This is a genomic window from Rhodococcus sp. IEGM 1372, from assembly GCF_030056835.1.
Lineage (GTDB): Bacteria > Actinomycetota > Actinomycetes > Mycobacteriales > Mycobacteriaceae > Rhodococcoides.
In genome coordinates, this window is record NZ_JASHKS010000064.1 from 1 (window position 1) to 12644 (window position 12644).

Consider the following 12644-nt stretch of genomic DNA (forward strand, 5'->3'; position numbering starts at 1 on the left):
GACCCTGTACCAACCGCCCGCAGCTCACGCAGCTTGACAGAAACCATAGGGACACGTTATCTTTTACACGGTCCTTGGGGCACTTCTGCACTCAGAATGTCAGAAGACGACTGCAATCGGAGGTAAAACCCCAGGAAATCATGACGCGCACTCCCGAAACTGACAATCGTGTCAGTTTCAGAAGTCGGCTGCACGATGTCAGAAGTCTCCTGCACTTCAACTCCGAGTTCTTACGCCCACGTTCGGCCGTATCCAATGAGCGCTGCGATCCCTGACTGGATAGCGTATTGATGGTGCAATTTCCCATCAAGCTTTACCGGCCGTCGTTGAGCTGCGGGTCTAGCGTCGCGGCCGGCCACGGACGACTGTTGTCGCGAGAAGTGCTCGATCCAACACTCGTGGCATGGGCGGCGAGAAAGTTGTCGACGATTTGGATGCAGTCGTCGGCGTGGATGTGACGCAGTCCTGTAAGGCGAGCGAACACGATCGGTCCGAGGAGCTGAATGAGGGCGAAGGTGGTGTCGAGCTCGCCGAGCACAGCGCGGGCGTCAGGGGCCGTCAGGATCTGATCCAGGGACTTGCGGTATTGCTCTATGACACGGGCCCGAAGCGAGACCACCGCGCCAGGATCGAGATCGCGCCGACTGGCGTCGACGCTGTTGACGGGTCCCATTGCCAGCCACGCCAGCGTGGTCATCTGCACCGGAGCTTGTTCGATGAGGTCGGCCTGGGTGGTGAGCAACGAAATCAGACGTTCGCGTAGCGGACCGGTATCGATATCAGTGTCGACTGGGGGTAGTAGTCGCTCGAAGGTTGCAGCAAGCAGGTCAGTGGTACTTCCGAAGTGTCGGTACAGCGTGGCACGCGCAACCTTCGACATGCGAGTGACCGCCTCCACGGTGACCGCCTCGACACCGCCGGTGGCTAGCAGCTGGCTGGCCGCTTCGAGTAACCGGTTACGTGAGCGCGCCAGCCGAGGGTCGGCCGGGCCCTCGGCCGCAACGAGAGGGTCGACCATGAACGGGCTCCGCTCCATTTGACTGACAAGACATGTCCTCGCATGACCATTCTGTCACACCCGCAGAGTTATGATACTAATAGTCTCGTACCGAGACGATCAGTCTCGAATTGGGAGGCTGGCCGTTGAACGAACGTGGATCCGACTCTGCCAGCGTCGCTCGATGGAGCGGTGCCCAGTGGTGGATGTTGATTGTGTCGTGCATGGCAGTCGCGTTGGTGGTGGCCGCAATGGCGGCATTGTATTCAGCGTTGCCACAGATCGCGGTCGCGACGGGGGCGACGCAAGCTCAACTGACCTGGATAGTCGACGGCTATACGCTGGTATTGGCGTGCTTCGTTCTGCCTGCCGGTGCGATCGGTGATCGTTACGGTCGCCGCGGGGTGCTCGTGGCGGGGTTGGCGTTGTTCGCTTTCGCGTCGGCATTGCCCTTGTTTCTCGCTGACCCGGCGTGGCTGATCGCTGCTCGCGCTTTGGCTGGGGCGGGTGCGGCGCTGGTCATGCCCTCGACACTGTCGATACTGACCGCGGGATTTCCACCGGCGCATCGCGGTCGCGCTGTAGGTGTGTGGGCCGGGGTTGCTGGATCCGGGGCGGTCCTGGGCATCCTCGGGGCTGGAGTGCTGCTCGAACAGTGGTCGTGGACCTCGGTGTTCGTCGGGTTGACCGTCGCCGGAGCGGTTCTGGCTGGGTTGGCATGCAGTATCGCGGAGTCCCGCCAGCAGGAGCATCCACCGGTCGATTGGGTGGGCGCGGTGACCGTAGTTGTCGCAGTCGGGGCGATCGTCTTCGCTGTGATCGAGGTACCGGCCCGTGGCTGGTCGGATTCACTCGTCGCCATCAGCACTGTGGTGGGCTTGTTTGCGGTCGTGGTGTTCGTCGTCGTAGAACTACGTTCCTCGGCACCGTTACTCGATGTCCGGTTGTTCGCCCGCCGTGGTTTCGGTGCCGGCGCACTGTCTGTCTGTATCCAATTTCTGGTGACCTTCGGGGTGTTCTTGCTGTTGGTGCAGTATCTGCAGTTGATTCTTGGTTATGGACCGCTCACCGCCGCGTTGGCGTTGACCCCTATGGTCGTGCCGCTCATCGCGATCTCGGTGATTGCACCCTGGCTGTCGAACATTGTTGGGCTGCGGGTGATGACCACTGTAGGTCTGCTCACCATCGCGGCGGGACTGGTGATGGTGAGCAGACTGACCGTCGCGGCGACTTACCCTGACCTGCTGTGGCCCTTGCTCATCATGAGCGCGGGTTTAGGGTTGTGTACCGCCCCTGCGACTTTCGCCATCGTCTCGGACACTCCTGAGGCCAAGCACGGGGTGGCTGCCGCGGTCAACGACGCAGCTCGCGAAATCGGTGCCGCGATTGGGATTGCGGTAGCCGGTAGCGTGCTCGCGGCCGGTTACGTTCAGCACATCCAGCCGGCTCTGCCCCAGATACCCGAGCCTGCCCGTGGTCCGGTGGCCGATTCTCTGGCCGCCGCGTTGCAGGTCGCCGACCGCGCAGGACCAGCTGGCCAGCCGCTGGCCGAGTTCGCCAAAGCCGCATTCGTACACGGAAGTGGTCAGGCGACGCTGGCGTTGGCGGCGCTGACCGCCGCTGGGGCACTCGTCCTCGCCGTCTTCGCGCCAGGTAGACGCAGCCATACGACAGCCACCGCGGGTGATGGACGTCGGGTGAAGGCCGGCCGGGATGTCTATCCTTCGGTGTGATTCGTGTCTGTGGCCCGGAGTTGGGCTCGGGCTTGGGACTGCACGAAGTGTTCGACCTCGACCACCACGAACAGGGCAGTAGCGGTGGCTACCGAGCGGCGCTGCGCATCGTCCATCGTGGCCGTGAGATCCAGTTTGCGCCCATCACGAGACCGAACCGCAGCACGCAACACGTATGGAGTGCCGAGCAGAACCGGCGCTAGATAGTCGAGCTCGAGACGCCGCGTCACGGCGAGCTCACCCACTGTGTAGAGCAGGAAGCCGAACAGATCGTCGAGAACGGTCGCCACCGCGCCGCCGTGTGCTATCCCGGGTGCCCCGACATGACGCTGATCGAACACATGGTGAGCCACCACGCCGTTCTCGTCACGCTGGACCGACAGGGCGTGGCCGTGCGGGTTCTCCGGCCCACAACCAAGACAGTCGGGGTGGTGGGGCGGTAGATCAGGCGACTCGGAAGTCGTGCTCCAGAACGAGCGCGCCCAGTTCTCGATAGCGGGGCCGGCCGACCCGCTGACCTCGTCCGGAATTCTCTTCATGGTCGGACCTCTCTGTCGTGAAAAAACCGTGCCGAGTCTGTCGCGTCTTCGCGCGCTCGGCGTGCACCACAGCATCCGGTAGGGCGTTCGTCCGACCGGTCGGCGCACTCGCCCCCTCCATGGTTACCACGAGTGGGAGTCTTCTCACCGAATGCACCGCCCCCCCTTCGGGGGCCTGGCCCGATAGCGCACACGACGAGGCCGTCGAGCCGAAAATGGTGACCGTGAAACATCGAAAGCTTCCGTCGGCGGCCGAATTGCTGTCGGCGTGTGAAGGGATCAGGGTCTGTTGCCGAGCAACGACACGGCATCATCGATGCAGTGTCCACCGAGAGGCGTCCGACTGTTCCGTACGGCAACTCTTCGGTCGTTCGGTGCCTCCGCACGCCTGCGGCGATCGAAGACGAGCGGCTGTAGCACAGTGCGATGCGCCGTTTACCGCGCGGCTTCGAACGACGGTGGGCATCATCTCGTGATGGCGGACAGCGAGCGTGAAGCAGACTCCAGGGACTCCACCAGGATCAGCTCGAGTTCAGGCAGTCCGGCAGCCGACACGGCCACCGCAGCTGCGCGTGTTCGTACATCGAGACCGCGTTGTGTTCCGGCACGGGCAGTTTGGGTCCAGGCCTGGGCGCAGTGATCGGCGGCCACCGCGAGGTCTGCGGTAGCGGGATCACCGGTCAGACGTGCAATCTCGGTACAGCCGTCTGCGAGAAGCCGACGAAAGAGCCCGCCTCCGGTTCCGGCCTTTTCTATGAAGATACTGAGACTGAACAGCAGCGTCTCGAGGTCATCGGGCGGAAGGTCGACCCAGCTCTTCACGTCGGTTGCCAGCCGGTCGACCGCGGCCAATCCTTCGGCACCGGCCGCTGGTACGTGGTCGGCTATTCCCGGCGTCGATGGGGAGCGCATGCTGGCGGCGGATCGGGCAAAGGCCGCAGCCGCGGCAGTCGACACGGGCGGCAGTGTCTGCGGCCATGTGATTCGGTACGTGCAGTGACGTGTCGGTTGAGGGAACGAGGTGGAAGATCGCGCCCGAGCCAGCGCGTCGAGCGGGATCTCCTGCACGTCGGCCCGATCGTTGTCGACGACCGAGGCAGTCCCCCCGATCTCGTCGTAGCCGATCACCACGATGTCGTGGCGACTCATCTGCAGTTTCACCCGTAAGTAGGGCAGCTCAGCGATATCGGCCCAGACCAGACTGGGTCTTCCCGCATCGATGTCGTCGCGAACCCATGACCATCCCTCACCGGGATCGTCGGTCGTGAGAACCTCGACTTGTCCGCCGAGCCTGCGCGGCAAGTCGATCTCGAAGTCGGCGCCGCGGCCGACCAGGTACATCGGTGGGACCAGGTCGTCCGATCGCAGGTAGGACAAACCCAGATCACCACCCAGTGCGAACACCAACCCCTCGTCGGGTGGTCCGTCCCATCCCAGACCGTGCCAATGTAGAAGGTCTCGCATTGCACCTGACCCGCAGTGCCCTCCCATCCGATGGGGATAGTTCTCGATCAGAGTCGTGTGGGTCACTGGGACTGCCTTTCGGGTGGATGGTCGAGCGCGCGTGTCGGCACGCTCAGCTGTTCCGGATTCTGTCGAGATACGTTCGGCGAGCAGCCATGTCCACGTCCGCGAGGAACACCGAATCTGTGTTCAGGGCCGCACCCAGTCCGGTCGCCAACCGCCGGGGTACGAATTTCACCGCCGCGACCATTGCGCCTGCGAGACGGGTGACGCGGACGAAGGGGCGTGGATTCTCGATCAGATCCGCTGTCGCGCGGGCGATCTCCTCCGGCTCGGCGTTGCGTAATCCCTTTGCGCCGGCGGTTCCGGCGACGAGTTCGGTGTTGGTGAACGTCGGCCGGACTGTGGACAGTCGAACCCCTGACTTGCGGTACTCCAGTCGTGCGGCCTCTGTGAATCCGATGACTGCGAACTTGGTAGCGCAGTAGGTCGCCAAACCAGGTACCGCGAGCTCGCCGGCCAATGACGCAGTGTTGATGATGTGTCCGGTGCGGCGCGGCAGCATTCGCTGAAGAGCCAGTTTGGTCCCGAAGATGACACCTAGGAGGTTGATCTCGACTTGCCGCCGGGTTACTGCATCGTCCTCTTCGTGGGCGTGGCCGGTAGGCATGATGCCCGCGTTGTTGATCAGGATGTCGAGGGGTCCGAGTTCACGTTCGACCAGGTCCAGAAACGTTGTGAACGACTCAGGCTCGGTGACGTCGAGTCGGGTGACGACCTTCACCCCGAGTTCGGCGGCGGCCTCCTTCGCACGTGCCTCGTCGATGTCTCCGATGGCGACCCGGTGGCCTCGTCGAATCAACTCCTTAGCTGTCTGATAGCCGATGCCCCGAGCTCCACCTGTGATCGCCACGGTCCTGGCGGGGGTGTGAGGTACGTTGTTCGTCATCTGCTGCGCTCCTTGCATAGATATGCGACATCGGGACACGCCGTTCGGCCCGCTCTCGCGGTAGCGGCTGCGCACACGGAAGAGGGGTATGGGTATCGCGCGGCGTCTCGTGCCTGGGGAGGCGTTCGGTTCGGTCGTTCATCGCACGCAGCCGCAACCCCAGCGGCAGAGCGGGTCTCGTCTGTTCGGTGTAACTTCCGGTGTCGGCCAGAACACGGCCACGCCGACGAGACAGTCATGTGGCACAGCTCTGCCAGCAGGTATCGGCTCACCCGGCTCGAAAGTGTCCGAGGCAGTCCGAAGTGTTCACGACCGCGATTGTTCGCGGAGAGAGCTCCGACCGATCGGCAGTCGGCCGCGATACGGGGTTCAGGGCGTATGTTCTCACCGCTTGTGTTCATCGAGACCCCCGCGGCGGGTTTCGATCCCCGGATTTTCGTACGGCCGGGTGCGGCGATCGGGTGTGCCGGTGAAAGCCTCGTCGAGTGGGTGAGCGCCCGTGAAGATCTTCGGTCCGTAGGCGTGCCGAAGCACCGTCAAGATCGCGTCCAAGGGTAGGTCGTCGAAGACTCCTCGCTCGCGGACATACTCCATGTGCTGGGCTCCGTCTGCGGTGAAGGCATGCATGAGAGCATCGCGATCGCCGTCGAATTCCACTGGCGGCACGCCGAAACGAGCGCACAACTCGACATTGAAAGCCGGCGTGGCCTTCAACCACCGGCCCTCGATGCAGAGACGACTGTAGCCGTGATAGACGAACAGGTCGGTGCCGCCCATCAGCGCGCGCAACGCCTCGGTCTGCAGGTGATTTCGGACGTCGGCGAAGCCGAGCAGTGCCGGAATACCCGCCGCCCGGCACACTGCGGTCAAGAGCACCGCCTTCGGGACGCAATAAGCGCGCCCGGTCTCGAGGACGAAGCTCGCTCGATAGTGGGCCGGATCGTCCGACACGGTGTACGGGTCGTACCAGATCTGGTCGCGGACGGCGGCGAAGAGGCGTCTGGCCTTGTCACGGTCGCTGCTCGCATCCCCGATTGCCGCGGCGGTGAACGCCCGCACGGATTCGTGCTCGATGTCGAGGAAGTCAGTTGCTCCCAGGTACGCGTGTGGTGGCTGCTTCGTATGTGCCCCGGGCGGGCGGTCTGTCATGGTCATCGCTGATGTTCCCTTTTCTTAGCAAACCGGTTGCTGTGTGCACAACGACCGAAGGATCGGTCAGTTGCGCGCGAGTCCGCCGAGCATCAGGTCTTCGCGTTGGACGGGGAGTCGCTGGGCGATCACCCGTTTGCTGTACATGAACTCGCGCGGGCGACCTATGCAGTCGGCGGCAATGAGCTCACCGGCCTGGAGATAGAAGCAACTGAAATCACTGTCGCGGGTGGGGTCACCGCTGAGAACCACTTCGTCGTATCCGGTGTTGAGGCCGGCGATCTGCAGCTTGAAGTGATACTGATCTGACCAGAACCACGGCAACGCTTCGATTCTTCTGGACTTCCCGCAGGCGGTCGAGGCAGCGACTTTGGCCTGCTCTCCTGCGCTCGAGACGGACTCCAACCGTAGTCGACGGCCGTAACGGGCCATGTCGTGGCTCGCGCAGTCCCCCGCCGCCATGATGTCGGGGTCGTTGGTTCGAGTGTGATCGTCGATCACGATGCCGTTGTCGATGACAAGATCCGCATCGGCGGCGAGGTCGGTGTTCGGCTCGACGCCGACACCGACGATGACCAGATCTGCGGGGATCGATTCGCCGCTGGCCAAGGTGACTTCACGAACCTCACGGTCACCGGACAGGCCCTCGACCATCGCGTTCGTTCTGATGTCGACTCCCTGCTCGCGATGTATCCGCTCGAAGAACGTCGATACGTCGGGAGCAGTGACCCGCTCGAGCACACGCCCAGTTGCCTCGAGGACTGTGACCTGTACGCCCAGTGCGCGCAGCGATGCCGCTGTCTCAAGTCCGATGTAGCCGCCCCCGACGATCACCACCCGCCGACCAGGGCTGGTGGCCATACGGATCCTCTCGACGTCCGCTGCGGTGCGCAGGTAGTACACCCCGTGGAGATCGGCCCCGGGAACGGTGAGCCGACGAGGACGGGCTCCCGTGCACAGCGCGAGCTTGTCGTAGGCCAGCTTCTCGCCGGTGTCGAGAACGACGTTGCCTTCCGACCGAGCGATGGCCTCCACCTGCGCGTTCAGGAGCTGAATACCTTGCTTGGAGTAGAAGTCCGTGCTGCGAATGGCGATGTCGTCGAGTACGCATTTGCCCGCCAGGTATGCCTTCGACAGCGGGGGGCGTTGATAGGGAGTGGCAGACTCGTTACCGATGAGGACGATGTCGCCTGTCCAACCCTCTTGGCGCAAACTTGCTGCCAGTTGTGCCCCAGCATGGCTTGCGCCGACGATGATCGCCCGTTTCGATGTCATGCGCTGGAAGTAGGCGTCAGGCGCACCATCATCTTGCTGATGCCCCGCACGAAATTCGACTGAACGTATTCGGGGTCGCCGACGACCTCGATGTTCTCGAAGCGGGGAAGCAACTCCTCCCACAGAATCCGCAGCTGCATTTCGGCCAGTCGATTGCCCATACACCGGTGTACACCGAATCCGAACGCGATGTGATTGCGCGCATTGGCGCGATCGATGATGAAATCATCAGGATCCTCGAAAACGCGTTCGTCGCGGTTACCCGAGGCGTACCACATCACCAGTTTGTCGCCCTTGCGGATGAATTGTCCGTTCAGAACGGTGTCGGCTTTGGCGATTCGGCGCATGTACGCCAATGGTGTTTGCCATCGGATGATTTCCGAGTTCATGTTGGGGATCAAATCGGGATTGGCCTTCAATTTCTCGAACTGGTCGGGGAATTGGTTCAACGCAAGAACGCCACCGCTCATCGAGTTTCGCGTCGTGTCGTTGCCACCGACGATCAGCAGTACGAGGTTGCCCAGAAATTCCATCGGACGATCGATCAGATCCTTGGTGTCCTCGTTGCTCTGCAACATGGTGATCAGATCGAAACCGGACTCTTCCCCTGCAGACCTCCTGGCTGCTTTGTCATGCCAGAGAGCGCTGAGGCCACGGGCCATGTCACGCATGCCTTCGAACACCTCGTCGTTGTCCGAGGGCCCACCGTTGGCTTGCTCCATCGAGGTTGCCAGATCAGACCAGTAGACGAGTTTGCGGCGTTGTTCGTAGGGGAAATCCAGAAGAGTTGCGAGCATCCGAGCTGTCAACTCGATCGAGACATTCTGGACCCAGTCGAACGGCTCGTTCAAGGGGAGGTCGTCCAGTACCTCCCGTACGCGTGATCGGATGAGTCCTTCCATCTCCCGGAGGTTCTTCGGTGCGACCACCCCCTGGACGGCAGCGCGCTGCTTGTCGTGGCGTGGTGGGTCCATCGCGATGAACATCTCGATATCGAGAAACCGGGGCGGGACGCCGATGACGATGAACGGTTCGGCCGAGAACACAGCATGGTTCTTGTCGACGGCCACGATATCGGCATGGCGCGTGACCGACCAGAACGGGCCGAACGGACTGTTGGGTTGGTAGTGAACCGGTGCCTCGTTCCGCACGCGCTCGAAATACGACTGCCACCGCCCTTGTCTGTAAAGAAAGGGGTTACTGAGGTCGATGTCGGCGAGCTCGACATCCTCGACCGGTGGGATGGGACTTTCGACGAAGATCTTCTTGCCATTCGTTCCAGTCACCCACCGTCGGGTCTTGTCGTACAGATGAGCGCCCTGGATCTGCAGGCCTATCGGGATGGTCGACTGGACCTTGTCGGTGATCGACTCAGAAACTTTCATGCTGTCGTGCCTGCCTTTCGCATATCACAGTTGGAATTCAGGTGTTCGAACGATCAGGCCATCCCACGCTTCCGAGGCCACCATCTGACACGACAACCGAGAAGTGGGTTCACGCTCGGGGTTCATCGCCAGCATCTCTTCCTCGTCGGAGCCGGACAGACCCACCTCTCCTGACCACTGCGGGTCGACGATCACATGGCAGGTGCCACAGGCCGTTTCGCCCCCACAGTCTCCATCGATCCCCGGCACAGCATTGTCGGTTGCAATCTGCATCAGCGATCGACCTTCGACCAGAGCCGCCTCGTGCTTCTGACCATCGTGGGCGACGAAAGTTACAGCTGCCATGTCAACTCCTCAATTTTCTTCCGCGATTGATAAAAGTGTCGCCGCAAACGTGAATGGCGGCCATGTTCCGTAGACAAAAACTTGTGAATTCGGGTCAGACGGTTCGCCCCCCAGAGATCCGACCTGAGTCCACTCCAGATATGAAGTGCGACAGCTCTGCGCTCTACACGAAGGCATCGAGCGGCTGAGTTCCTGTTTCGAAATGCGCGCTCACCAAGTACTTCTTTCACCGCGGAGCCGTCTCACCAGCGACTAGATGGCCATTTCGGATCTCGACGATCGGCAGTCGCAGACCGCCCGGAGCATCCACCGGGACGACCGGAGAGTTCGGGGCGATCGGATCGAGACGCTGGTACGGCAGCCCCTGTGCCGGACGGAGATCCAGCTCGCCCTTGTTCGGCCACAGCGCGGCGGAACGCTCGGCCTGCGCGCTGATGGTCAGCGACGGGTTCACTCCGAGGTTGGCCGATACGGCAGCCCCGTCGACCACGCTGAGGGTCGGGTAGCCGTGGACGCGGTGGTACGGATCGATGACGCCGTGCTCGGAGTCCGTGGCGATGGCGCAGCCGCCGAGGAAGTGGGCCGTGAGTGGAATGTTGAACAGTTCTCCCCACGTACCGCCCGCGACGCCGCCGATCTTCTTCGCGATGCGTCGGGTGGCGTCGTTGCCCTCGGGGATCCACGTCGGGTTGGGCTCACCGTGCCCCTGCTTGCTCGAGATCTTGCGGCCGAAGGGGCCACGCTTGGTGAACGTGGTGATCGAGTTGTCGAGGTTCTGCATCACCAGCGCGATGATGGTGCGCTCGCTCCAGCGCCGCACGTTCACGACGCGGATGAACTGGACCGGGTGCGCGATCAACGCGAACACGAACTTGAGCCACCGGGGGATCTTCCCGCCGCCATCGGTCATCAGTGTCTGCAGCATGCCCATCGCGTTCGAGCCCTTGCCGTAGCGGCACGGTTCGATGTGGGTGTTGGGGCTGGGATGGAACGAGGACGTGATCGCGACTCCGCGGGTGAGGTCCATGTTCGGATCGACCGCCAGCTTGGCCGCTCCGACGATCGACTCGGAGTTGGTGCGCGTCAGTTCGCCGAGCGTGTCCGACAGTTTGGGCAGCGCGCCCGTGTCCTTCATCTTGTGCAGCAGGTTCTGGGTGCCCCAAGTGCCCGCCGCCAACACGACATTGGCTGCGCTGTACGTCTTCTTGCCCTTGCGCAGCCGAGTACCGGTGCGTTCGGTGTCGACGTCCCAGGTGCCGTCGGATCGAGGGCGGAGACCGGTGACGGTCGTCATCGGCACGATCTCGGCTCCTGCGCGCTCGGCCAGGCCGAGGTAGTTCTTCAGCAGGGTGTTCTTCGCTCCGTGGCGGCAACCGGTCATGCACTCACCGCACTCGATGCATCCGGTGCGCTCGGGGCCTGCACCGCCGAAGTACGGGTCCGGGACTGTCTTTCCGGGCTCGTCTCCGAAGAACACGCCCACCGGGGTCTGAATGAAGGTGTCGGCAACGCCCATGTCCTCGGCGACCGACTTCATCACCTCGTCGGCGGGGGTCATGTGCGGGTTGCGCACGACACCGAGCATGCGGGTGGCCTGGGCGTAGAACGGAGAGAGCTCACTGCTCCAGTCGGTGATGTGCGCCCACTGCTTGTCCTCGAAGAACGGCGCCTGCGGCTTGTACAGCGTGTTCGCGTAGTTCAGCGATCCGCCGCCGACCCCGGCACCGGCGAGGATCAGGCAGTCGCGCAGCAGATGCACGCGCTGGATTCCGTAGAGGCCGAGCTTCGGTGCCCACAGGAAACGCTTGAGATCCCAGCTGTTCTTCGCGAAGTCCTTGTCCTCGAAGCGTTGGCCGGCTTCCAGGATCCCGACTCGGTACCCCTTCTCCACAAGCCGCAGCGCGGTCACGCTCCCGCCGAAGCCCGAACCGACGATCAAGACGTCGTAATCGATTGAACTGCTCGGTGGCGTTGCCATCGCGTCTCCTTCTGGTTTTTCAAACCGGATGACCGCTCCTCGCCCCGGGGGGCTGGACCCCAGCGCGAGAGTGCGCCCCCTCGAGGGTTTGGCCAAAGGCGACGGCCTGCCTACCTGCTCACCGTACTATACATACGGCAACCTTTGTCCAATTAATTGACAGATGCACTTCATGTGTACAGATACAAGTGATGCAGCTCATCAACCACCAGCCGTTGACGCTTCCGTCACCGACGAGCCGAACCGAAAGGAGGCAGTGCGTCACAAGATCTGAGCACTGGGATCCTGAGCCTCGATCTCGTTCCACATCCGCGCAAAGCCTCTGTCCGACATACGTTCCCGACCACGAAGGAGGCGACGCGGGTTCGCCCACTCCGGGTCGATCGCCCGACCCCGGCGTGATCGTTGATCCCATGTCACTCGCTGCCGAACTCTGGTGGCAGCGTCGTTGGCTTTGGCCACGAGATGGAAATGATCGACCACCAACACCGCGTTCGGCAACAGGTCCGGGGTGCGGACCGCAGCGGCGTAGACAGCGGCAGGGTCGATGGCGACGTATTCGATCCCGTCCCGAAACTGCGCACTGCGAGCCTGAAGCCACGCATCACCGTCGAGGACATACGGCCACTGTGCTGCCCAATCATGCCCTGGGAGCCGCTGATGTCGACGAAACCGGTGCCCCATGGATCGGTGCGCACCCAGGTGCCCGTCGTTTCGCAGCGGTCCCATCGGGGCTTGCCGCGGCGGGTCTCGTCGATCCCGAGCACCCGTGTCGGTTCCGGTTCGGTCAACATCTTCTCGGCCAGATCGACGAACCGGCGATGCGCGGT

At 62.7% G+C, this 12644-nt stretch carries 11 protein-coding genes; 1 reads left to right on the top strand and 10 read right to left on the bottom strand.

Annotated elements, in window-relative coordinates:
- Positions 1 to 313: 313 nt before the first annotated feature.
- On the bottom strand, positions 314 to 1018 hold the full coding sequence (locus QM590_RS25040; RefSeq protein WP_269596789.1) for a TetR/AcrR family transcriptional regulator: 705 nt from the start codon (positions 1016 to 1018) through the stop codon (positions 314 to 316).
- Between the two features lie 203 nt (positions 1019 to 1221).
- Between QM590_RS25040 and QM590_RS25045 the strand changes: the two genes are divergently transcribed.
- On the top strand, positions 1222 to 2730 hold the full coding sequence (locus tag QM590_RS25045) for an MFS transporter (protein ID WP_411741387.1): 1509 nt from the start codon (positions 1222 to 1224) through the stop codon (positions 2728 to 2730).
- Here QM590_RS25045 and QM590_RS25050 read toward each other — a convergent pair.
- From QM590_RS25050 to QM590_RS25090, 9 genes are all read right to left on the bottom strand, one after another.
- Positions 2715 to 3269 (bottom strand): PaaI family thioesterase, encoded by a 555-nt coding sequence (locus QM590_RS25050; RefSeq protein WP_269596788.1) that lies wholly within the window; start codon positions 3267 to 3269, stop codon positions 2715 to 2717. The two genes, QM590_RS25045 and QM590_RS25050, sit on opposite strands and share 16 nt — an antisense overlap.
- Before the next feature lie 465 nt (positions 3270 to 3734).
- Entirely contained in the window at positions 3735 to 4799 is a 1065-nt protein-coding gene (locus tag QM590_RS25055; protein ID WP_269596787.1) for a BtrH N-terminal domain-containing protein, read from the bottom strand.
- Positions 4800 to 4845: 46 nt separating this feature from the next.
- Positions 4846 to 5682, bottom strand: a complete 837-nt coding sequence (locus QM590_RS25060) for an SDR family oxidoreductase (RefSeq protein WP_269596786.1) — start codon at positions 5680 to 5682, stop codon at positions 4846 to 4848.
- A 384-nt stretch (positions 5683 to 6066) separates the two neighbouring features.
- The gene (locus QM590_RS25065; protein ID WP_269596790.1) at positions 6067 to 6831 is read right to left on the bottom strand and encodes a transglutaminase domain-containing protein; all 765 of its coding nucleotides are present in this window, start codon (positions 6829 to 6831) and stop codon (positions 6067 to 6069) included.
- Between the two features lie 66 nt (positions 6832 to 6897).
- Positions 6898 to 8106 carry an NAD(P)/FAD-dependent oxidoreductase gene (locus QM590_RS25070; protein WP_269596785.1) on the bottom strand — a complete coding sequence of 403 codons (1209 nt, stop codon included), beginning with the start codon at positions 8104 to 8106 and terminating at the stop codon, positions 6898 to 6900.
- Complete coding sequence (locus tag QM590_RS25075) at positions 8103 to 9491, bottom strand: cytochrome P450 (protein ID WP_269596784.1); 1389 nt, start codon at positions 9489 to 9491, stop codon at positions 8103 to 8105. Before QM590_RS25075 ends, QM590_RS25070 begins: the two co-directional genes overlap by 4 nt.
- 24 nt (positions 9492 to 9515) lie before the next feature.
- On the bottom strand, positions 9516 to 9836 hold the full coding sequence (locus QM590_RS25080) for a 2Fe-2S iron-sulfur cluster-binding protein (protein WP_269596783.1): 321 nt from the start codon (positions 9834 to 9836) through the stop codon (positions 9516 to 9518).
- A 226-nt stretch (positions 9837 to 10062) separates the two neighbouring features.
- Positions 10063 to 11814 carry an FAD-dependent oxidoreductase gene (locus QM590_RS25085; RefSeq protein WP_269596782.1) on the bottom strand — a complete coding sequence of 584 codons (1752 nt, stop codon included), beginning with the start codon at positions 11812 to 11814 and terminating at the stop codon, positions 10063 to 10065.
- Between the two features lie 261 nt (positions 11815 to 12075).
- Complete coding sequence (locus tag QM590_RS25090) at positions 12076 to 12498, bottom strand: transposase (RefSeq protein WP_269596781.1); 423 nt, start codon at positions 12496 to 12498, stop codon at positions 12076 to 12078.
- Positions 12499 to 12644 lie beyond the last annotated feature (146 nt).

Excerpts from the sequence above, each read along its gene's own strand:
- QM590_RS25040 (WP_269596789.1), bottom strand. The coding sequence starts at position 1,018 with ATGGTCGACCCTCTCGTTGCGGCCGAGGGCCCGGCCGACCCTCGGCTG.
- QM590_RS25045 (WP_411741387.1), top strand. The coding sequence starts at position 1,222 with ATGGCAGTCGCGTTGGTGGTGGCCGCAATGGCGGCATTGTATTCAGCG.
- QM590_RS25050 (WP_269596788.1), bottom strand. The coding sequence starts at position 3,269 with ATGAAGAGAATTCCGGACGAGGTCAGCGGGTCGGCCGGCCCCGCTATC.
- QM590_RS25060 (WP_269596786.1), bottom strand. The coding sequence starts at position 5,682 with ATGACGAACAACGTACCTCACACCCCCGCCAGGACCGTGGCGATCACA.
- QM590_RS25065 (WP_269596790.1), bottom strand. The coding sequence starts at position 6,831 with ATGACAGACCGCCCGCCCGGGGCACATACGAAGCAGCCACCACACGCG.
- QM590_RS25070 (WP_269596785.1), bottom strand. The coding sequence starts at position 8,106 with ATGACATCGAAACGGGCGATCATCGTCGGCGCAAGCCATGCTGGGGCA.
- QM590_RS25075 (WP_269596784.1), bottom strand. The coding sequence starts at position 9,491 with ATGAAAGTTTCTGAGTCGATCACCGACAAGGTCCAGTCGACCATCCCG.
- QM590_RS25080 (WP_269596783.1), bottom strand. The coding sequence starts at position 9,836 with ATGGCAGCTGTAACTTTCGTCGCCCACGATGGTCAGAAGCACGAGGCG.
- QM590_RS25085 (WP_269596782.1), bottom strand. The coding sequence starts at position 11,814 with ATGGCAACGCCACCGAGCAGTTCAATCGATTACGACGTCTTGATCGTC.
- QM590_RS25090 (WP_269596781.1), bottom strand. The coding sequence starts at position 12,498 with ATGGGGCACCGGTTTCGTCGACATCAGCGGCTCCCAGGGCATGATTGG.